Below are 22,228 nucleotides of genomic sequence, written 5' to 3'. Positions count from 1 at the left end.
TGTGTAAGTCTTATAATTGTAGAATCATTTACTTATTCCCGGGTATTAGCCAACAACTGACAAAGACTGCCGTCAATCTTTTTAATGGTTTGTTGAATGGCAGCGAGGTCAATATAACAGTCGGCAGCATCAATCAGAGCGGCACTGGTCATTGAACGTAACCCAACAACTTCAACCCGAACACCTTGAGCAGCAATGGCATTTACTACATAGGCAAAATCTCCATCACCGCTTACCAGAACGGCTGTATCACAATGTTGAGCTAATGTCATCATATCAACCGCAATTTCTACATCAAGATTGGCTTTTTTGGCGCTGTTTGGAGCTTGTGTCACCGCCTTAGTAATAACCCGGAAACCAATGCGACGCATACAATAGAGAAATTTATATTGCTTCTCGTTCGTAGGGTCATACCCTGTGTAGAAAAACACATGAACCAGGCAATCTCTAGCTATTAAATAATGCAGCAGTTTGACATAATCAATCTCAAGTTTTAGAGATGAAGCCGCATAAAACAAGTTTGAGCCATCAATAAAAATGATAACTCGACCTCGATATCCTTGATTGGGAATCGAGTTTTCGTTAGCACTAAATAGGTCAGTAGCTTCACTTTCAAGCTTGGTATCTGTAAAGCTTGAGCTTTGATTAGATGCCTTCTTATCTGTTTTTCCTAAAACTTTTTTCTTAAAAACGGTGTCTATCACTTTTTCATCCCTCACCGAGACAGAAAACAAGAATTTTGTCATCGAGGAACATAGTCCTGTTGAATGTGAGAACTTTTAACAACTAACCGATGGCTAGCAATAGCTTCTACTAAAACAACAGTAGAAAGCATCATCATACAAATTTCTAGTTCAGCCTCTGGTGGTGCTTCAAATAAGAATCTTTCACCTACCTAGAAAACTAACGCGCTCAAAGCGCTAATTTGAAATATTCATTATCCGAGCGAGCTTAACCTTATGATTTTTATTAATGTAACAACAGATAATTCGCTCAGCACAGCCAGTAGGTAAAGTATTTAAGATTTGAGTCATGACAATGTAGCCAGCATTTTGTTCATGAATTTTAGTTTGACATACAGATGTTAAAGATCGCGTCTGAGTAAAGGCTTTAGTTATGTATAACTTATACAAATTCTGATAAAACATTCAAAAGTTGTAGCTGATGTTTGACTTCTTTACATAAAAAGATACAAAATATATTTGATTTCTTCGACTAAAACAGAAGTTATCAACTACTATGCATTGGAAGAGTCTTACTCATGACTGCAACCTTGATTAAAGTGCCCAGTTTTCGCAATACTCAGCGAGTGAAGTTTGTTGGTGGAGAAGGAATTGTGCGAAGCTTCAAACCTGAATCTGGAAGCTGGACTTATCTCGTCGAAATGGCATTGGGGCAGAAGCCTGATTTTGGCAGAGTAGGCGCAGAGACGATGGTCATTCTCAACGAGGCAGATTTGCGAGCTGTTTAATCTGGGTAACATTGCAATAGGGTTCGGATAAGTATTTTGAACTAAGAATTAGGTTTGGGGAAAAGATTAAAGGGTAAAGGTTAAAAATTTTTTCTTCCCCTTTCCCCCTTCTTTTTTAACCGAACCGTATTGGATGAAATTCGACCTTGATGCTTTTGACAACCTGCTAATTTGCTCATGCACCTTGATAGATGTAGAACAAAAAATTTTACCCACATAACTCAAGCATTTTTCAAAGAATATTTGTTACAGTTCAACCACTAAACTCTACCTCTCGGCAACCACCCATATTGAAATTAGTTCCTAGCTCATCTCACATAGTCATCAGTTGCTGAGCTTCCCAAAATCGAGCGATTGAAAGTTACTTTTATCATTAACAACTGCAACTAATGAACCAACAGCCGTTTTTCCAAAGCACAGAAGTATTGCACAAACGTTTAGCAGATTTATATCAAACTGCTACTGTTTTGCCTTGGGTACCATCAGAAATGCTACCACAAGCTTTTGAGGAACTTCATCACACCTCAAAAACATTACAGTTGGCAGTAGAAGAACTGTATCAGCAAAATGAGGAACTTATACGAACACAAAATTTTTTAGCAACCGAACACCAACGCTATCAGGATTTATTCGAGTATGCACCAGATGCTTATTTAGTGACTAATGCATTGGGTACGATTCACGAAGCTAACCAAATGGCAGCTAAATTACTCAATGTTGACAAACAATTTTTAATAGGCAAGCCAATTACTAACTTTATCCCCCTCAAAGAACGTGAGCAAGTTCGTAGCAAAATCAACCGATTATCTGAATCGGACAGAAATACAGAATTGTTTGTACGCTTGCAGCAACTTCATGGCGATATCTTTAATGCTGCTTTAACAGTGGCAGCCGTTCGCAATCAACAGGGTGAAGTAATCTCTCTGCGATGGTTAATACGTAATATTACTGCACGCAATAAATGGGAATCATCAGAAATCAAGAGTATTAGCAGCATTATTAGAGAGCGCCCCTTATCTAAATACATTAAAGGAGACAATATTCCTCTCAACCCGCTAAAAATTTTACATGTTTGTCGGGGTTGGGTGAAACTTAGTACTTTTTGTGAAACAGGTGAAGAAGTACTGATGGGCTTGGCTGGAGCAGGAATGATCTTTGGTTCTAGTATGACTTCTCTGACGATTTATCAAGCAAAAGCATTATCTGAAGTGGAGTTAGTATCAATTCATGTGTCAGAGATAACAGCTTCTCCTCACCTCAGCCATAACTTTTTACCAAAAATTAATCAACGGTTACAGCAAACAGAATCTTTGTTAGCCATTTCTGGAAAGCGGCAAGTACAAGAGCGCTTGCGTTATCTTTTGGAATTTCTCAAACAAGAAATTGGTGAACCTTTGCCAGAGGGAATACGCTTAAATGCTCGTTTGACTCATGAAGATATTGCTAGCGCCTGCTGTGCTAATAGAGTAACAATTACAAGATTTTTGAGCAAATTGAAACAACTTGGTGTAATTAGTTTTGATTCTCATAGACATATGATTTTAAAAGATTTTAATTGCTCAAAATAACCTGATAAACTGCGTCTACTTTAAAACCCATAGTTTTTTCTCGATCGGGTTTTGCTCCCAAATCCTATGTTTTCTCAAAGCCTTGTAGAGAAGTGCTTTTGTGAGTTGTCGGCTGGTAACAGCTTGGCCATTTTTACCCTAGTAAGCTGGATTTGAGACTTTGTTCTTTGTCTTGTTTGTTACATAACTTATAGAAGCTCTTTGAGATTGACCTGGTTTTCAGTCAAGGGGTGGATTATTGACGTACAAGAAAACTGTATATTTAGTTAAGTTTGTGAATGTATAAGTTCTGAGAGTAAAACCAAAGGTTTTATCTCATGGTGAAGCGATCGCTCCGGGCATCAGTTTCGGGAATTCAGGAAGCTAAATACGCCTTTGCTCGCAAGGGCTGGACTCAAGAAAACCTAGCAGGGGAAGTAGGCTTAAAGACGCGCCAATCGATCTGGCGGTTTTTCTCAGGGCAACCGATCGAGCGGCAAATTTTTTTAGAAATTTGTTCGATATTAGATCTGGATTGGCGAGAAATCGCGGTTGACCCTCCCGCCGAATTTCCGGAAACTAGGGGGGTGACCAATACTCCAATTGTAGACATCGACACGCTGGTGCAACAAGTGCGATCGCAGCGCCAAGACAAGATCCAAGACCAGTGTGGCATCTTGCAGTTGTTGAACATTAGCTACCCTGTCAGAATTGATGATATTTACATTAATGTCAACGTTTTGGAGGAGATTCCTAGCCAGCAGTGGTTAGAGCTAGCTGATCTGCAACGCCTCACCTCCAAAGAATTTAATCGCTTTGGTTTATGGGACGTATCTCAGACACAAATCGTGGGGATCAGAGCTGTCGAAACCTACTCAAAGCTTCGGGTACTGGGTAAACCAGGATCGGGTAAAACTACTTTTTTGCAAAATCTAGCGATTCAGTGTAGCCGAGGCAACTTTGCAGCCAATCGGGTTCCCATTTTCGTCACCTTGAGAGATTTTGCCAATGAGTCTAAAGCAGCAGGCGAGTTCAGTTTACTCAACTATATTCATCAGGAATTTCTGACCTCTGGGATTTCAAATTCGTCCGTCATTGAAACCTTACTGCGGGAGGGCAGAGTGTTGCTGTTGCTGGATGGGTTAGATGAAGTGCTGCATCAAGAGTGCAAGGCGGTAGTTGGGGAAATTCGCAGGGTTTCGGAAAAGTATCAAAATAATCTGTTTGTTGTGACCTGCCGCACAGCGGCAACAGCTTTTAACCTCAGACGCTTCACCGATGTGGAAATTTCTCTATTTGCTCAAGACCAAATTGTTGCTTTTGCACAGAAGTGGTTTACAGCATTCACAAAAACTACTGTTCAAGATGGGCAGAAACAGGCAGTTCAGTTCATTGAGAAACTAAATTTGCCGGAAAATATCTCTTTGCGCGCACTTGCTGTTACGCCTTTGTTTCTGCATCTTGTCTGTTGGGTCTTTCACCATCAGGGTAAGTTTCCGGCTAAACCGTCAGAATTTTATAAGCAATGTTTAGATCTTCTGCTCAGCAAATGGGATGAAACCAAAGGAGTTGAACGTGACCAATTGTACCAGAACTTTTCATTGCCACAAAAACTTAAGCTGCTGAGTCAAATCGCCACAACGACATTTGAGCAAGGGGATTACTTTTTTGAACAACAAGCCGTTGAACAACATATTAATGACTATATCCGTGATTTACCGAATGCTTCGACGGAGCCAGAGGAATTGCAATTAGAGAGTCAAGCAATACTCAAGGCAATCGAGTTGCAACATGGATTAGTGGCAGAACGCGTGTGGGGGATTTTCTCTTTTTCTTATTTGATATTTCAAGAATATTTCACGGCTCGAAAGATTGTTGCCAGTCACAATTTGCGAGCATCAGATCAATCGTTAGAACGGCTGGTAAGTCACATTACTGAACCCCGTTGGCGAGAAATCTTTTTGTTGACTGTTGCGATGTTGCGGAGTGCAGACTCTTTAGTGCAGTTGATGAAACAACGAATTGATGCGATCGTTGCTCAAGACCCACACCTACAAAACTTTTTAACTTGGGCAAGTCAAAAGTCTCTGACTGCTCCTCCCCAACCTGCTGCAACCCGTGCCTTTTTCCTCGCCTTAAATCGAACTCCTCACATTGCTCCGCATTTTGTCCTGGCCTGCACGTTTGATCAAAGTGTTTTTCTAGATACGGTGCTGGATCTTCTAGTGCTGGAATGCACTGTTGATGCCAAATATGATTTGCCTCATGTCCATACCTGCGCTGATGCACTTAGTACTGCGCTAGCAATCATTCTAGATCCTGAGCTACATCAAGCACTGCAACAGCTTCAAACCCAACTCCCCAACCCAAAGCAAAGCAAAGAAAAGCTTCAGGCATGGTGGCAAACGAATTATCTTACTTGGATAGAGCAGTTGAAGGCAGCGATCTTTAAGTATCGCAACACTCAGCATGACTGGCACTTCAGTCCAGAGCAGGAGGAGATATTGCAAAGATATTACGATGCGAATCAATTGTTGCTCGATTGCCTCAATAGCACTTGTGAGGTGACGGCTGTTGTGCGGCAGGAGATTAAAGCCACTTTGTTATTGCCTTAGGGACTTCCAGAAAATAAATTATCGTATGTCTTGCTAGGGAACAAGGGAAGGGGATGCGATCGCTCTGCAATGACATCGGCTTGTTATATTAAAACATCGCCCTGTTATGCCATTACATCGGCTTGTTATGCCATTACATCGGCTTGTTATATTAAAACATCGCCCTGTTATGCCATTACATCGCCATGTAATGCCATTACATCGCCATGTTATGCCATTACATCGGCTTGTTATATTAAAACATCGCCATGTTATAGGATTGCAGGTGGATACATTAACAAATTTTTCCATCGTTAAGCACTGCGATCGCACTTTCCCTTTTCTTCAGGTATACTGTGAGCGATCGCACTGACAAAACAAGCTCTGAATTAGCTCTGCGGGCTTTCGTCAGTCGGCTCCAACGATGTATTAACCTGGGCGATGGGAGCAATAGCTTGATGATCTCGCATCACTCTAATTAGAAATCGTAAAGCTTCATTAACCGCATCTGCACTGGGAAATATTTCTGCAACATCAGCTTCTAAGCGCACAGTAGTACCACCAAAACTTTTTCTTCCAGAGCCTAATTTTCTCACTTGTAAGCTTTTTAAGTCATACTCTGCCCGTAACTCATCTTCCATTTCTGATTTATCCTTCTTCATAGGCTTCTCGCTCGCTTCGTGTTACTTCTCTAGCACTAATGAGACGAATTGAATTTCGTCTTTCCGTATACGACACAATCAGCAATCGCCCTCGGTTTGATTCTCCCACAATCAGGTATCGCTCCTCATCTTCGGAATGGTCTGGATCGTAGAAATCAACATAAAAAGGATCATCAAAAACAGTTTTTGCTTCCTCAAATGAGACTCCATGCTTTGACAGATTGCTAACCGCTTTGTTCTCGTTCCACTCAAACTGCATGAGATCATTGTATCACTGCCTATTTGAGAGCTTTTTTGCACAGGCATACTACATCTTAACTACGACTCTTAAAACCCTGTTGCCCATTCACTGGGTCAAACAGTACATCATATTTATCAAAAAATGCAATTCCACTATTCACAACCACAGGATTTTCAGCCTTTGCAGAGATACTTATATTCCACAAATTAAACCCGTCACGGTTTCCTGGTGTCAAGCTGTAATCAAAAACCCCAGGAATTGTCACCTTCACCGCATTTTCTGGGCGTAATTTTCCTGGTTTGAGCTTACCCATGAGTGAAGCTGATTTAATCTCTGTAAAGCCACTACTTGTTCCAGTATCAGCAACCATTTTGCTGTTACAGGTATTTTTCATCGAACTCCCAGAAATAGTTACACAAACTCCGTTGAGTTGAGAGTCCCACCGATTACCCGGTAAACCATCAATCGCAGGTTGGGGACTTAAGGAAACCATCTGAAAACCTTCGCGATTATTGGCTGTTAAACCGATAATTAGACTACCGTTGTTTTTACTTCCACCATTACCACTCACAATCAACCCATTACTGAGATTTCCCGGTAGTTTTCGCAAGGGATTATAGGGAACTGCTTTTTCCGAATAGTTGACACCGATAATACCAGAGAACGGTGTACCATTTTTCGCAGAGCAATTAGGTTTTTGGGGGAGACATTGGCGACTGGTAACGATTTGCACGGGAACAGGTTCGTCTGTGGAGATGAAACCAATCCGCATAGTGGTGTAAACTAACTCACCTTCTAGGACAGTACCATCATTTAAGACTTCTTTGATAATTTGACCTGTTCTATTAATGGGAGCATTGCCTAAAAATTCTTGCGGAACTCTCAGCCCCGCAGATCCTGTATCTAATAAAACACGTTTTGGCTGACCACCTGCAACTGATACCTCCATAAAATAGCCGCGTACCCGTTGTCCCACGGAACCTTTAGTATATAAAGGAACTGTTATGGTATTAAAACTGGGCTTACGGGCGATAAATTGGGAGGTATCGCGCACCACCGGATTGGGAAACAGTTCTTGAAATCCTGCTTGGCGCTGTGCTACTGGTTCCTGTGCATAATCCCAAAGGCTTTCGTAATAGAAAAAGGTAACACCTAAACCCCGTTGTTGCGCCGCCCGGACTTGAGATTGTATTTGTTGCATGGAAACTGGGCGATTTCTCAACCCTGCCATAATACCGATACCAGTAGGTATTAATTGTTGGGTTTCGATAAGTTCTGGGGTGGTAAGTTTACCGTTAAAACTTTCCAAATCATTACGGTAAAGCTGGACAATTAGCTCGTCTACAACACCCAACCGTACCCAGTTCAGCCAGTCTTGCAGTTGATATTTATACGCAAAGTCGTAATAATTAGGAGATACAGAGAAAACCGCGTTGGGTTTTCTAGCTTTGACAGCTTGGTTTAGCTGAAGCATAAAAGCTGTGATTTTATCTATGCGCCATTGCTTCCATGCTTGGGCGTGAGGATTTGGTGGAGGAGGGCTGCCAGTTTCTTGAGTGTACAGGTTAATTGTGTACTTGTCGTAGCCAAAATCAACCGGTAAACTCATGTGATCGTCAAATTGAATGCCATCAGCGTTATATTGGGTGATGATTTCTAATACAAGGTCAGTAATAAACTTTTGCACTTCTGGATGAAAGGGATTTAACCAAGCCACCTCACCCGCAGCGCTAATGGAAGTTTGGGTTCCATCCTGCTTTTGCGTTAGCCAATCGGGATGATTTGATGCGAGTTCGGAAGTTAGGGGAGCCATGAAACCAAACTCAAACCAAGGGATGGCGAGTACACCTTGGCTGCGGGATTGAGTAACGATGTCTGCAATTATGTCTTGTCCTTCTCTACCTTTGAAGTAAAAAGGGATACCCGCTTTTTGTGCTACGGCGCTGGGATATTTTGTATAACCATCATTCCAAACTACCGGATAAATGGTGTTAAAGTTCAAGCGGTGCAGTTGAGCAATGGTATCTTGGAGTTTAGTGCGATCGCTCAGAATGTCAAAATCATTATTAGTTAGCCAAACTCCGCGAATTTCTCCCAGAGGTGACGGCGATAGTTGAGCCGTGACAGGGGTGAGGTTATCTAGCAGTAAGACTGTAGCAAATGATATTGCAAACAGAAGTGGAAGCAGGCGCTTAATTGACCGTAAACCCTTATCAATAAATGAAAATTGCATAAGTACAGATATTAAGTTACTTAGCAAGCTAATATTTTTTATACTTTTAAACTGAAAGTGACTTGCCATTACTGTCTAAATAGGGCTTACTGAAAATTCCATACAATACAAACATAAAATGACTGCACCAGTAAAACTGATGCAGGTTTAGCTTAGTGAACTAATTGACGCAACTAAGGGGTAATTAGTGCCAAAATCTGATAATTTCGTCAGTGTGCTTAGTTCACTGCACTGATTGTTGACAATATTTTTGCAGAAGATTGACGGCTAACTCAAAATTGTTAGGTTGAGTTTGTACGGCGTAAGCTTCTCTCTCTAAATCTTGTCTGTGGACATCGGTATAACGCATAAACAAGGGTCGCGCATAATTGATGGGTTCAATCTTTAACCGTAAAGTTCTGATTTTACCGTTTCCCGCGCATACTTGTGCAGCATGAACAGATTCATGGATAAGAGTTTGATTAGCGATTCCTAAATCAAAGACTACGGGATTAATCCAAATTTTTTTGGTACCCTCTTGTAATAAACCATAAGCTCCGCGCTTTGGTGGTAGCTCGATGATTACCTGAAAACCAGATTTTTCTAATTTATTTTTTAATTCTCTAAATTGTTTTTCGGTAGTCGAGGTTTGCGCAATCAGTAATAAAGAACTTAATAAAAGGGTTTTTAGCATATATAGTATTAAATTTATAAAAATCCAGAGGTTCAGAACCCCGACTTCTTGAAGAAGTCGGGGTTCTATTTGTTCACAGTTTTTTGAATCCTATCAAACAACAAGAGCGATCGCATAATTTAAAGGGTGGGACTATGCCCATTGGTGTCAATTTAAGCTCGAACGCTTACCCGATATACGTTTTACCCCACCCCTCAATCTCCTCCCCGCTTGCGGGGAGGGGAAGTTTTGCGTCAGCAAAACTGGGGTGGGGTAACGCGGATCTTGATGTTAAGTGAGAGAATTCGCTTATCACGTCTTGATAAGGGTTTCACGTTACCAATGGACTATGCCCACCCTTTAAATTAAGATTCCAGTGCTTGTGCTGTCTTCTCTGTATTCAACTTGAGAATTAAAACTCCCAAAGGTGGTAAACACAAATCCAAAGAATAAGGACGATTGTGCAACGACCAATCATCAGTCCACTTACCGCCTAAGTTACCCATGTTGCTACCGCCATACTGACGCGCATCACTATTAAACAACTCGGTATAAAAACCTTTTTCTGGTACTCCTATGCGGTAATGGGAATGAGGCTGGGGTGTGAAGTTGCAAACCACAACCACAAAATTTTCCGAATCCTTTTCTCGGCGCATGAAGGAAACCACACTATGACGGTTGTCGCTACAGTCAATCCACTCAAACCCCGGTTCAGCAAAATCTTGGGTGTATAAAGCTGGTTCGCTGCGATAAAGATGGTTCAGCTCATGGAAAAATTGTTTTAACTGTTGGTGTGGCTCGTATTGTAGTAAGTGCCATTCTAAATCACCCCAGACATTCCACTCACTCCACTGCCCAAACTCCATGCTCATAAACATGGTTTTTTTGCCGGGGTGAGCAAACATATAGCTAAACAAACAACGGATATTAGCTAACTTCTGCCATGTATCCCCTGGCATTTTACCAATCATATTGCTCTTGCCATGCACGATTTCATCGTGGGATAGCGCCAGCATGAAGTTTTCGCTGTGGTTGTACCACATACTAAAGGTGATGTTGTTTTGGTGGAACTGACGGAACCAAGGGTCCATGCTGAAGTAGTCTAGCATGTCGTGCATCCAGCCCATATTCCACTTTAAATTGAAACCCAGACCACCTGTGTAGGTAGGCCAAGATACCATCGGCCAAGAAGTAGATTCCTCAGCAATGGAAAGCGCACCTGGAAAATAGCTGAAAATCAGAGAATTTACCTGACGCAGAAAATCTGCTGCTTCCAGATTTTCTCTACCACCGTACTGGTTAGGTAGCCATTCTCCTGGTTTACGGCAATAATCAAGGTACAGCATCGAAGCCACAGCATCGACGCGAATGCCGTCAATATGGTACTTGTCAAACCAGAAGAGGGCATTTGCTGCTAGGAAATTACGGACTTCGTGACGCGCGTAATTAAATACCAGCGTTCCCCATTCTTTGTGTTCGCCTTTGCGGGGGTCAGCGTGTTCGTACAAGTGACTACCATCAAAGAAGGCTAAACCATGCCCATCTTTGGGGAAGTGACCCGGAACCCAATCAACTAGCACACCGATGCCATTTTTGTGACATTCGTCAACAAAGTACATGAAATCTTCGGGGCTACCAAACCGGGAAGTAGGAGCATAGTATCCGGTTACTTGATAACCCCAAGAGCCATCAAAGGGATGCTCCGCAATCGGTAACAGTTCTACATGGGTGTAACCCAATTCTTTGACGTAGGGTATCAGTTTATCTGCTAGTTCCCGGTAAGTCAGGAAGCGTGCGCCGGGTTTCAGTTCAGAAACTATAACTACAGGTTCAGTTTCACCATTGGGTAATTTGGCGGGTTCAGCACTAGAAGCATGTAGCCAAGAGCCGATATGGACTTCGTATACTGATACAGGCTGGGTGAGAGGATCAGTGTGACGCCGCTGTTCTAACCAATCTTGATCGCTCCATTTGTAAGTATTTAAATCGGTAACAATGGATGCAGTTTTTGGGCGTGCTTCCTGTTGGAAACCGTAGGGATCAGATTTTTCGTAAATGTGACCTTCAAAATTTTTGATTTCATATTTATAATGCTCACCCACTCCTAATTCGGGAATAAACAATTCCCAAACGCCAGTCGGGCCTTTTCGCATTTGGTGTTTGCGTCCATCCCAGTTATTAAAATCTCCCAGCAAAGAAACGTTACGAGCATTAGGTGCCCAAACAGCAAAGTAAACGCCTTTCACGCCGTCTACTTCTGTGAGGTGCGCTCCCAGCTTTTCGTAAATTCGGTGGTGATTACCCTCACCAAACAAATGTAAGTCAAAGTCTGTGAGGTTGGGAGAACGGAAAGCGTAAGGATCGTAGGTGACGCGCTCGTGATCCCCTTCTTTAATTTTTAACTGGTAGTTTGCCAGTTCTGCTGTTTCAATCGTGCATTCAAAAAAGTGGGGATGATGCACTGCTTGCATCGGATATTCTTTCCGTTCTTCAGGAATTACTACCCAGGCCGCACTTGCATTTGGTAGGTAGGCTCGCACAGCCCAGACATTTTTGCCATCTTGTTCTATGAGATGCGAACCCAGTACTTCAAAGGGATCTTGATGTTGATTCCAAACGATGCTGTTAACCTGTTCAGGGGCGATCGTGGTCATGGACATGAAAGCTACCTACGTTAAATAAAGTGATTGACTAAACTACTTTTGTAATTTATATATATATTCTTTACATTTATTTGCAATTTTGTCCCCACCGTTATCGTACATCAGAAAGGGTTCACTATTACCTGATTTCGGGGATGAGGGAAGGGGGATGAGGGGGACAACTGACAACTGACTATTGACTATTGACTATTGACAAATTTCTCAAATTCCTAAAAATGGGAAAATTTGCAGCAAACCCTTACGTATCCGCAATAAAAAAATCTGATCCCGAATTTTCGGATCGAGTTTTCGTGGCGGGCTAACTTGCAACTGCTCTTGCAATTGTGCATATTCGGCGGCAGTTAGTGGCTTACCATCAATAGGCGATCGCGCTGCGATAATTATCTGTGTCCGTAAAATTTCTTCGGGAATATCATCTGGTGGTGGTAATGCCATACCTACTGTGCCTATATGGCTGCTCAACCACACCAAAATGCTCATGCTGATGCTCAAAACCAAAAATCTTGTCCGCTTCATCGGTATCCTTGATTGGTCATTTGTCATTGGTCATTGGTCATTGGTCACTTGTCAAGGTTAATTCTCTGTTCCTATTGACTCTGGACTATTGACTCTTGACTATTGACACCGGATTCTTGACAACCCTAACCTTGATTGATTGAGCCAGTTACGTCAGTTCTATGTTTATGCGATCGCAGCAAAAGGACACTTGGTAGCAGTACTTACTTTGTTCACCAGTGTCCTCTATCTTGCTGACTGAATTAAACAGCTACTTAAGCAACCTCTACTTTGCATCAAGTAACAACAGACTCTTAATACCTGAGCGGCTCACCAAATCTACTCAAAAGATATGGTGAGGACTGCTGTTAGTGACCTAGCGATAACTAAGGCTTGGGGCTGGCGCTAGGGCTAGGGCTAGCAGCACCAGCTTTAGGAGAGGCAGCACCAGACTTAGGAGAGGCAGCACCAGGGGCAGGGCTAGTTTTAGTACCACCAGATGTTCCAGAATCAGTGGGTTCGCCTGTAGATGCTGGGCTGCTGCTTGCACCACCACCAGCACCGCCACCAGCGTCACCACCACCACCTTCGCAAGCTCCGAGAAATGTAGCCAGACTTAAAACGAGAGCCAAACCAAAGATTTTTGTTTTCATAACTCCTCTTTCACCAATTGTGGCAAGAACAAATTTTCGCCTGATGACTAAGATACCTTATTTGTTGCTTTTTTTTAAAATACTTTGAGGAATATATATTCAACGGAATGTGAACGATTTTTTCCCAAGTAGCATGGTAAAGCGTCTCAGATAATTTAGTTGATCTTGACATACTAAGAATCTAGCCTAATCACTAAACGTAATATTCATTAAACTCATCTCACTACTTCTGAGGATATATTTCGATAATTGAAGGATAAGATCCATGACCGACTCAAGTGTCTGAGTAGCGGACAAAAGCGGGCATTGGACATTAGGGATTGGGCAAAAGTAATTATTCTCCTTGCTTTCTAGTCCCTAATCACGATTTTGGCGCTAGATTACCACAGGCTTTAGCTGACAACGAAGGTATGTAAATTAACTCCCTCTCATCCCTAGCCCCTATTCCCTAGTTCCTAGTCAACACCTGTAAATTTAGCAGCAAAGCGAGCTATCATACCAAAAATTGTCATGTTTTCGCAGACACTTGTCGCTTACGCTCTAGCATTGCCATACTTTATAGACAATGCCCAAAGGGTCAAGTTGTCCAAGTGGAGTTCGCTGCTAGCGCGAGCATTGCAATACGCAAGTAATGCCAACATTGGGGCAGCTACCTACCAGAACACTGAAAAAATTTTAGGGTATCATTTGTGCTGATTGCATCAAAGGCGATTTGAACCTTAGCAAAAACAGACAAGCAATCTCAAATCCAGTTTTTCCAACCTGAAGAAAAAATTATGGCTGCTGCTCGCAAATCAGCTGTTTCTGCAACAAGTAATTGGTTTCGCCGAGATTCTACCCCATCTTTGGGGAAGAGGCGCTCGGCACATCGACTCTCAACTGCCCCAAGAGGCTCTACACCTGCTGTTGAACCTTCACCAGTACCCGCGAAAAGACAACGGCGTTCATCGAAAAAGTTATCTGTTTCTGGCACTAATGGCTCAGTTATGCCCCCAGTAGTGCAATCAGGTAAACAACAAGCTACCAATTTCAAAGCGCAGTCAAGTACTGTAAATAAAAGTCCGAAATTGGGTTTTCTCAGCCTTCCTGTGATGAATAGTGGGGGAACTTTACCTGTGTGGTTGCTGCGTTTTTATGCCTGTCATCGTTATTCCTCATGTGTCGCATTTTTGTTAGTAGCAACAACCTTGGTAGTCTATGGTTGGACAGTATATTCTCAGGAACTGTGGAGCCAGGGATACCGCAGATTGCAAACTTTACAACGTCAGGAGCGGCAATTGACGACAACTAATGCCGCACTAACCAACAAAATGGCCCAAGAAGCAGAACAACCGGCAGCAGGATTGGCACTACCAACTCCATCTCGCACGATTTTTTTGCCACCAGCAGCTCATAGTCCTAATTCCACACCCACTCAGACAACGCCCAATCAAGAGACGCAAGCGCCAATTTCCTCGCCGCTGGGATATTAAAGTTAAGAGTCAATGGTCAATAGTCATTGGTCAATTGACTTTGGACTTGAGACTATTGACTCTGGACTATTGACTCTGGACTATTGACAATGGACAAACCCAATGCGTAAGTCACCAAGTAGAAGCAAATTCAAAAATTTTCGCCATTCAGATTTTACAAGGCGGAAGAAGTTTTCTCAACAAGGTTTACTAGAGGAATCGACCTCGAATACTGAAGACAAACTAGCTAATAGCAGAACTCGACTGTTCATCACATGGGGTTTACTAATTGCCGCCGGGTTGGGGCTGGCGATTAATTTGTATCAATTACAAATTGTCCGGGGAGCAAAGCTCACAGAAAGGGCCAGAAACCAGCAAATGGTAAATTTAAGACCTTTTATGCCGCGTCGCCCGGTAATCGATCGCAGCAATAATTTGTTGGCGATCGACCGTCCGGTATATACTGTTTTTGCCCATCCCAAGCTGTTTGATAAGTCTAATGAAGAAATAGCCAAAATTCTGGCTCCAATAATCAACAAAGATGCTGCTGATTTAGTAAAAATCTTTGAAAGTAAAAAAAGTGGGATTACACTGGCCCCAGCATTGCCGGAAGAAATTGCCGATCGCTTTATCGCATTACATTTAAATGGGTTTGAATTTACACAAAAATACTCGCGTTTTTACCCACAAGAAGATTTAGCCGCTGATGTGGTGGGTTACGTGAATCTTGACCGTCGCGGTCAGGCAGGTGTGGAATATAGTCAAGAGAAGTTATTAGAACGTTCTGTGCAAACGGTGCGCTTAAGTCGGGCTGGTAATGGCGCATTGATGCCAGATCATGCACCGGAAGGATTTTTGCATTTTGATGATTTGCAATTACAATTAACTCTCGATAGTCGCCTGCAACGGGCAGCTCGTTCTGCGCTCAAACAACAGATGGAAAAGTTTGGTGCAAAACGAGGCGGAGTAATTGTCATGGATGCATCGGATGGTTCGATACTGGCTTTAGTTTCCCAACCTACTTACGATCCCAATCAGTACTCCAAAGCTAAAATCGAACTGTTTAAAAACTGGACAGTAGCAGATCTTTACGAACCAGGATCGACATTCAAGCCATTAAATGTAGCGATCGCTCTCGAAAATGGTGTAATTAAACCAGACGATGTATTTAATGACCCTGGTTCAATAGCAGTAGCCGATCGCATCATTAAAAATGCGGAAAACAAACGTTACGGGCAAATCAACATTGCGCAAATTCTCCAACATTCCAGCAATATTGGCATGGTACAAATGATCCAACGATTGCAGCCCAATATCTACTACAATTGGCTGGAACGTTTAGGATTAGGGCAAACCGTTGATACAGATTTGCCTTTTGAAGTCGGCAGTCGGCTCAAAAGTCAAGAAGAGTTTATTTCCTCACCAATTGAACCTGCAACTACCTCTTTTGGCCAAGGCTTTTCTTTAACACCCTTGCAGCTAGTACAAATGCACGGCGCTTTAGCTAATGGGGGTAAATTGGTAACACCTCATGTTGTCCGTGGGCTAGTTGATAGCAAAGGGCAGATGCATTATGTACCCACTCTCCCTACACCACGTCAAATTTTCTCCAGAGCGACAACCCAACGAGTAGTGGAGATGATGGAATCTGTAGTTTCTGAAGGCACTGGCAAGGTGGCACAAATACCACGATACCGGATCGGTGGTAAAACAGGTACAGCACAAAAAGCTAGTGCCTCTGGTGGTTATATCGCTGGCGCTAGAATCACCAGCTTCGTCGGGATTTTACCTGTAGAATCTCCCCGCTATGTTGTTTTGGCATTAGTAGATGAGCCAAAAGGAGAAAATGCCTATGGTTCTACCGTCGCTGCACCGATTGTCAAAGCTGTGATGGAAGCATTGATTCCAATTGAGCAAATTCCGCCCAGTCAAGCAAGCGATCCCAGCCTAGTAAATCCTCAAAATTGAGGGCTAGGGGCTAGGAAACTCAGGGACTTACCACTAGAGCAGGGCGGACAGATTCCCGCGATCGCTCTGACTCTGCCTATGCAGGAGAAATTGACGAAAAACAGGCAATCCTAGCAGGTTTTCCCCAGCATATTCCTCCGCCAGTCGATCCAGCCAACCTGGTTCATTCTATTACCCATTTGCGGAAAAACACTTGATTTAACTAATTACTAATTCATAATTCGTAATCATTCGACTTGCAAGAGTACAAGTGACGCTCCTTCTCACTGGGGGAGACGCTGACGCTACGCACAGTCGCTACCGCTTTGAAGATCGCGAACGTAATTTTTGGGTTTAATTCCCCTTCGTCTATAAGTGGATTTGTTTAAGTCGGGGTCTACATCCCCATCTCCAACCGTCTTTAATTACGAATTACGAATTATCAATTACGAATTATTTTAACAGGGCATCAAAGCATCTGATCTCCCTAGTACCGCCATATCTTCTGCATCTAACTCCATTGGTGTACCACTCCGAATTAATTCGGAAAAATCTTCATTAGGCACCATAACTGTTAATGTATACAAGCGAGTTGAACCTGTATTTTTAATCAAATGAGTGCCTGTAGGCGGTACTAATAAACTATCTCCGGCTTTAATAGCAACTTGCTTACCATCACAAAGAGCTATACCTTCCCCTTTTAAGACAAAAAACATTTCTACTGCCCATTGATGACGATTAGGTGGAGTTTGCCCACCCACATCAAAAATTTCTACACAGCAAGTTAAGGAAGTATTAGCATTTGCTGTATCAAAAATAATTGCTAACCGATTAGAATCGTGAGGGCTAATGCGGTAAACTTGATAATCTTTGGGAGATTTAATCACAGGAATTACGCAACGAGTAGCGTGCATTAATTTATCTCCTCTGAAGTTGTTGATGTCCAGCAAAACTCAAGAATTAGCATTTTGCAATGCTGTTAAAATCTCTTGGGAGTCAGTCACAAAACCGAAGCATTGTTTGACGTTGTACAACGTCGCCAGCCAACAATAGTCGGGGGAGGTTGTAGCAGTGCAATCTTTGACTAAAATGCAGTCATATCCTAAAAAGTTGGCATCACATAGGGTAGCCATCACACATTGATCGGCATTGACACCAGCAAAAAAGATTGTCGTTGTTCCCAAGTTACGCAAGATACTATCTAAGGGAGTATCCCAAAAGCCGCTCATGCGATATTTATCAATCAGAATATCTGACGGTAACTGTTGGAGTTCGTCTACTACTGCTGCTGCCCAACTACCCGCCATGAGTACTTTAGCACCATTGGTAGGTAAGGGATGGCCTAATCCCACGCCGTCGCCTGTGGGGTTGTAAACGTGATGCAAACCAGCACTAATATTCAGTAAATCAGGACGATTTCCCCAATTTAACCAAATTACCGGCACACCAGCCCCACGCAGCTGTGGTAGTAAGTTTTGTAAAGGTGCAATTGGCTTGCGGGCTGGGGAAACATCTACACCGATATGGGCTAACCAGCCATCGGGGTGGCAAAAGTCGTTTTGCATATCAATGACGATAATGGCAGCTTTTGCCAAGTCCAGTCGCAGGGTTTTAGTTTCTGTTGATAAAATAGCGGGTTGTGGGGTCTTTGGCGGACGAGTAATGTCTGCGATCGCCTGATTCACTGTCCAAGCATTTGGTGCAACTCCCAATGACCGAAAAGGCTGATTCATAAAATAGCAACACCCAAGACCATGTTCTAATTTGTAACCTGAAATTCCCTTAGACGCTCGATTACTTAACTAAGGTTAAAATCGTGAAGTTTATTATTCAGTGTTCCCCAAATCTGAGACTGTATGCATTTAGTTAGATGTTTACTCGCCGCATATCGCTACTCAGTATAAATTACACCATCCCAGTAACTCACTAGATAACATAAGCTCTCCTTGAAGTTCTCCCAAAGAGCAACACTGTTCATCATCTCGCTAAAACTATCTAAGTGTGTAGCAAAAATTTCCGGAAAAGGTAATTATCGTTTTGTAGTTTTTTTTGCATCGGCACAGAGCGATCGCAGTCATACCGTTTCTGGATGAAGATGCGCCTAATTAGCCCACGGAGGTAAGCTCTGTTTGTAAGCCACTAGCTTCCAGCCTGCGGGCGAATATAGCGCAACTGCAAATAGAATTGGTCTCACTAAATCTAAATATTAGGGTAAGAATCGCAGTTAATTCCCAATCTTTGACCTTTAAGAAACCTTTGGTTAAGGAAGAGAGAAAATGACGCTACCGAATCGTGAAAGTTTTTTTGAGGCTGTTCAGGCATTCATCACTTCCTTTGATATAGAGGAAAGTAAGCGTATTTTGACAGAATATCAAGACCTATTGTTGACAGATACTGCGGATCAGATATTTGTAGAGTTATTGGAATATAATGAAGGTAATTCTACGGCCACATACCTTTTAACTGAAGACCGTACTCTTTTGCGTCGCTGTCGTGAAGTGGGAATAGAGCAGGCATTTAGCGAGCAAGCTGATTCACAACAGATTAAACAAGTAACCAAAGCCGTTCTGATCTTTGGCAATACCCGAACACCAGAAGAAGGAAAGCGTGTTGTAGAGCAATATCAGGAATTGTTGTTAACAGATGAAGCTGATCGCGTTTTGACTGATTTATTAGTGAAGTATGCAGAAGATTTCTCCAGAGTCTCTTGGTTAATGGGTCTGCATGATTTGCTTCGCCGATGTCGTGATGTAGGCATTGAAGTTGCGTTTGCTGAACTTTCATGTTTACCCACTCCCTCAGAACAACCTCCTGCTCTCAGGCAAATGGAAGCAATGCGCCATCATGCTTCAGCCATAAGCTACCTTGAGCGCAACGAAACTGAAATAACTCAAAGCATTGAACGAGCTATTTGGCATTGTCACCAGGCGCTAACAATCCTACCTCCACAGGAGCCTCCGACTTATGATTGGGCGAAAATTCAGCACACACTTGCATCCGCTTATGCAGAACGCCGTGTTGAAGATCGCGCTGAAAACCTAGAACGTGCAATTTATCATTATCTTCAGGCATTACAGGTTTTTTCGAGTTCGGAATTTCCTAATGAATGGGCTGCGACACATCTTGACATTGGTATTGCATACAAAAATCGGATTCGAGAAAATCGTGCTAATAGTTTGGAACAGTCCATCAGACATTATGAACAAGCGTTAGAGGTTTACACTCGTGACACTTATCCTACAGAATGGGCGCGTGTCCAGAATAACCTAGCAAATGCTTATATTCACCGCATTCATGGAGAACGAGCTGATAACTTGGATCGTGCTATTGAGTACTGTAATCAAGCACTAGAAGTTCGTACCCGTGATGTTTTCCCAGAAAAGTGGGCAATGACGCAGCATAACTTAGCAACCGCCTATGCTCAAAGGTTGCGCGGTGAGCTATCTGATAATTTGGAAAAAGCTATTTTTCACTATGAACAAGCGCTACAAGTTCGCACCGAGGAATCATTTCCAGAATTCTGGGCAATGACTCATCTCAATTTAGGGCTTGCCTATATTTCCCGCTTGCAAGGAGAACGTTCAAAGAATTTACAACAAGCTATTACCCATTGTGAACAAGCATTAAAGATTTACAAGCGCTCCGCCTTTCCACAAGAGTGGGCATCGGTTCAAAACAACCTGGCGATCGCTTACCTTAAAGCTAATAATGTTGAGCAAGCAATCGAGCATGGGCAGCAGGCGTTAGCAGTACGTAGAAAAAGTGATTTTCCTGAACAATGGGCAGAAACAAATAATAACCTGGGAGAAGCTTACAAGTTACGGCTCACTGGTTCACCAGAGATGAATTTGCGGCAAGCGATCGCTTATTACAAGCAAGCTTTGGATGTTTACGCTGCGGATACGTTTCCAGATAATTGCCGCACAACAGCCCGCAACCTCGGTAAACTCCATTTTGAGCAACAAGCTTGGGCAGAAGCCGCTAGTGCCTACACCAAAGCCCTCCAAGCTGGCGAGAACCTCTACCAATCTGCCATCCTGCTTGATGGCAAAGCCGTCGAACTTGCCGAAACCAACGCTTTGCCGCGTCTTGCTGCCTATGCTCTCGCCCGCAGTGGCGACCTGCAAGCGGCTGTTCTTACCCTAGAGCAAGGTCGCGCCCGTGGATTCAGTGAAACCCTAGACAGAGACAGAGCCAACCTCACTCAACTTCAGCAACTCGCCCCCAGCCTTTATACTCAATACACAGATACCACCAACCAACTCCGTAACCTCGAAACGCAACAACGCCTGCGGATCACCTCAGATGATCGCCATAGCCTTACCCCCGAGGCTCTCCGCTCCCAAGCCCTGCAACTACGCGAAACCTTGACAAAAATCATTGATCAAATTCGCCAAGTTCCGGGCTATGAAGACTTGTTGGCTCAACCCAGCTTCGATGACATCCGCCAAGCTCTCCGCCCTGGTATCCCGCTCGTCTATCTCGTAACCAGTCCTGCTGGTAGCCTCGCCCTGATCGTCACCCAAAAGGGCATTGATGATCTTTGGTTGGATGACCTCACCGAAAACAGCCTAGGAGAAATCTTCCTAGCCTGGTTCAGGGCTTATTATGACCAATCACAAACCAACCGCCCAGCTTGGCTAGCCGCGATTGAACAAGGCACTCGCCAACTCTGGCAACCCCTGATGTTACCCCTAATCAAGCACCTCCAGCAGAACAATTTCCAGCAAGCCACTCTCATTCCAACAGGTTTACTCAGCTTTCTCCCCCTGCACGCTGCCTGGGTCGAAGATTCTACCGCTCCCACTGGAAAGTACTACGCCCTGGATGCCATCCAGTTTACCTATGTTCCCAATGCGCGATCGCTCTCAACGGCTCAGGAAATTGCTCAACGGACTGTGGCAAATTCCATACTAGCAATTGATAATCCCTGTAAAGATTTGCCCAATTCTACTCGTGAAGTTACTGCTGCTGTTGCCACCTTCCCCCAGCACAAAGTTCTACAACACGAACAAGCTGCACTCTCAGATGTTCTTGCTGCTCTGCCTCACTACAACGTTCTGCACCTCTCCTGCCACGGCACAGCCAACCTCCGAGAACCCCTCACCAGTGGACTTGCCATGAGCGATGGACTGCTCACCCTGCGCGATCTCCTTGACCTCAAACTCGACGGCATTCGCTTGGCCATCCTCTCCGCTTGCGAAACTGGACTAGCAGGAATTGAACTGGCTGACGAAGCCATCAGTCTACCTACAGGTTTACTCCAGGCAGGTGTCGCCGGCGTTGCAGCTTCCCTGTGGTCAGTTTCCGACCTCAGTACTATGATGCTCCTCACCCGCTTCTATGACTTCTGGCGGAGCGATAATCTGGAAATCGACCAAGCTCTTCGTCAAGCCCAACGGTGGGTACGGGATTCTACTAACAGTGAAAAAGTCGCCTACTTCAAAGCTTCACTACCTGAATTCGTCGCTCAGGTAAAAATGCCCGCCGAAACTGCTAGCTTCCTGTATAAGTCTGTTCTCCTTTCAAACCCCAAAGCTAGGGATTTCGCCCATCCCTTCCACTGGGCAGCCTTTCATTATGTGGGTGTGTAAATGTTTATTATTCATCACCAGGAGA

Annotated in this window: 17 protein-coding genes and 1 pseudogene; 7 read left to right on the top strand and 11 right to left on the bottom strand. The window is 43.4% G+C overall.

The window, feature by feature from the left end; all coding sequences use genetic code 11:
* Window positions 1-32 precede the first annotated feature (32 nt).
* Window positions 33-704, bottom strand: a complete 672-nt coding sequence (locus tag AACU32_RS15405; RefSeq protein ID WP_339377932.1) for a LabA-like NYN domain-containing protein — start codon at window positions 702-704, stop codon at window positions 33-35.
* Window positions 705-742: 38 nt separating this feature from the next.
* A pseudogene (locus AACU32_RS15400) lies at window positions 743-880 on the bottom strand (hypothetical protein); the annotation flags it as partial.
* A 381-nt stretch (window positions 881-1,261) separates the two neighbouring features.
* On the opposite strand from AACU32_RS15400, the gene AACU32_RS15395 reads away from it, so the two are divergent.
* The 4 genes from AACU32_RS15395 to AACU32_RS15380 all read left to right on the top strand — a co-directional run bounded on the left by AACU32_RS15395 (window position 1,262) and on the right by AACU32_RS15380 (window position 5,985).
* Window positions 1,262-1,471, top strand: coding sequence for a hypothetical protein (locus tag AACU32_RS15395; RefSeq protein ID WP_096600862.1), 210 nt, complete (start codon window positions 1,262-1,264; stop codon window positions 1,469-1,471).
* Window positions 1,472-1,860: 389 nt separating this feature from the next.
* Window positions 1,861-3,039, top strand: coding sequence for a PAS domain S-box protein (locus tag AACU32_RS15390; RefSeq protein WP_096600861.1), 1,179 nt, complete (start codon window positions 1,861-1,863; stop codon window positions 3,037-3,039).
* A gap of 317 nt (window positions 3,040-3,356) precedes the next feature.
* Window positions 3,357-5,633, top strand: coding sequence for an NACHT domain-containing protein (locus AACU32_RS15385; protein WP_096600860.1), 2,277 nt, complete (start codon window positions 3,357-3,359; stop codon window positions 5,631-5,633).
* Window positions 5,634-5,760: 127 nt separating this feature from the next.
* On the top strand, window positions 5,761-5,985 hold the full coding sequence (locus tag AACU32_RS15380; RefSeq protein WP_339377931.1) for a hypothetical protein: 225 nt from the start codon (window positions 5,761-5,763) through the stop codon (window positions 5,983-5,985).
* A 16-nt stretch (window positions 5,986-6,001) separates the two neighbouring features.
* Here the strand turns inward: AACU32_RS15380 and AACU32_RS15375 are convergent, their stop codons facing one another.
* The 7 genes from AACU32_RS15375 to AACU32_RS15345 form a co-directional block, all read right to left on the bottom strand.
* The gene (locus AACU32_RS15375; protein ID WP_096600859.1) at window positions 6,002-6,274 is read right to left on the bottom strand and encodes a hypothetical protein; all 273 of its coding nucleotides are present in this window, start codon (window positions 6,272-6,274) and stop codon (window positions 6,002-6,004) included.
* Window positions 6,261-6,533: a BrnT family toxin gene (locus AACU32_RS15370; protein WP_096600858.1), complete on the bottom strand. Its 273-nt coding sequence runs from the start codon at window positions 6,531-6,533 to the stop codon at window positions 6,261-6,263. The genes AACU32_RS15375 and AACU32_RS15370 overlap by 14 nt, the downstream gene beginning before the upstream one ends.
* A 55-nt stretch (window positions 6,534-6,588) precedes the next feature.
* Complete coding sequence (locus AACU32_RS15365; protein ID WP_339377930.1) at window positions 6,589-8,748, bottom strand: glycoside hydrolase family 10 protein; 2,160 nt, start codon at window positions 8,746-8,748, stop codon at window positions 6,589-6,591.
* A gap of 223 nt (window positions 8,749-8,971) precedes the next feature.
* Complete coding sequence (locus AACU32_RS15360) at window positions 8,972-9,421, bottom strand: hypothetical protein (RefSeq protein ID WP_096600854.1); 450 nt, start codon at window positions 9,419-9,421, stop codon at window positions 8,972-8,974.
* A 344-nt stretch (window positions 9,422-9,765) separates the two neighbouring features.
* Complete coding sequence (gene glgB / locus AACU32_RS15355; protein WP_339377929.1) at window positions 9,766-12,060, bottom strand: 1,4-alpha-glucan branching enzyme; 2,295 nt, start codon at window positions 12,058-12,060, stop codon at window positions 9,766-9,768.
* 204 nt (window positions 12,061-12,264) lie between these two features.
* Complete coding sequence (locus AACU32_RS15350) at window positions 12,265-12,543, bottom strand: hypothetical protein (RefSeq protein WP_445223226.1); 279 nt, start codon at window positions 12,541-12,543, stop codon at window positions 12,265-12,267.
* Window positions 12,544-12,944: 401 nt separating this feature from the next.
* On the bottom strand, window positions 12,945-13,211 hold the full coding sequence (locus AACU32_RS15345) for a hypothetical protein (protein WP_096600848.1): 267 nt from the start codon (window positions 13,209-13,211) through the stop codon (window positions 12,945-12,947).
* Between the two features lie 776 nt (window positions 13,212-13,987).
* On the opposite strand from AACU32_RS15345, the gene AACU32_RS15340 reads away from it, so the two are divergent.
* Complete coding sequence (locus AACU32_RS15340) at window positions 13,988-14,683, top strand: hypothetical protein (protein WP_096600846.1); 696 nt, start codon at window positions 13,988-13,990, stop codon at window positions 14,681-14,683.
* A 102-nt stretch (window positions 14,684-14,785) separates the two neighbouring features.
* Window positions 14,786-16,630 carry a peptidoglycan D,D-transpeptidase FtsI family protein gene (locus AACU32_RS15335; RefSeq protein WP_096600844.1) on the top strand — a complete coding sequence of 615 codons (1,845 nt, stop codon included), beginning with the start codon at window positions 14,786-14,788 and terminating at the stop codon, window positions 16,628-16,630.
* A gap of 437 nt (window positions 16,631-17,067) precedes the next feature.
* Here the strand turns inward: AACU32_RS15335 and AACU32_RS15330 are convergent, their stop codons facing one another.
* Both AACU32_RS15330 and AACU32_RS15325 read right to left on the bottom strand, forming a co-directional pair.
* A complete protein-coding gene (locus AACU32_RS15330) occupies window positions 17,068-17,523 on the bottom strand; it encodes a cupin domain-containing protein (RefSeq protein ID WP_096600842.1) in 456 nt (151 codons plus the stop codon).
* A gap of 39 nt (window positions 17,524-17,562) precedes the next feature.
* Window positions 17,563-18,342 (bottom strand): cysteine hydrolase family protein, encoded by a 780-nt coding sequence (locus AACU32_RS15325; protein ID WP_096600840.1) that lies wholly within the window; start codon window positions 18,340-18,342, stop codon window positions 17,563-17,565.
* Between the two features lie 543 nt (window positions 18,343-18,885).
* Here AACU32_RS15325 and AACU32_RS15320 point away from each other — a divergent pair.
* Window positions 18,886-22,203, top strand: a complete 3,318-nt coding sequence (locus AACU32_RS15320; protein WP_096600838.1) for a CHAT domain-containing tetratricopeptide repeat protein — start codon at window positions 18,886-18,888, stop codon at window positions 22,201-22,203.
* Window positions 22,204-22,228: the final 25 nt, after the last annotated feature.

It is taken from the genome of Calothrix sp. NIES-2100 (assembly GCF_963875285.1).
GTDB lineage: Bacteria > Cyanobacteriota > Cyanobacteriia > Cyanobacteriales > Nostocaceae > Aulosira.
Note: the sequence above shows the minus strand (reverse complement) of the source record. Positions and strands in the feature narration are given on the sequence as shown.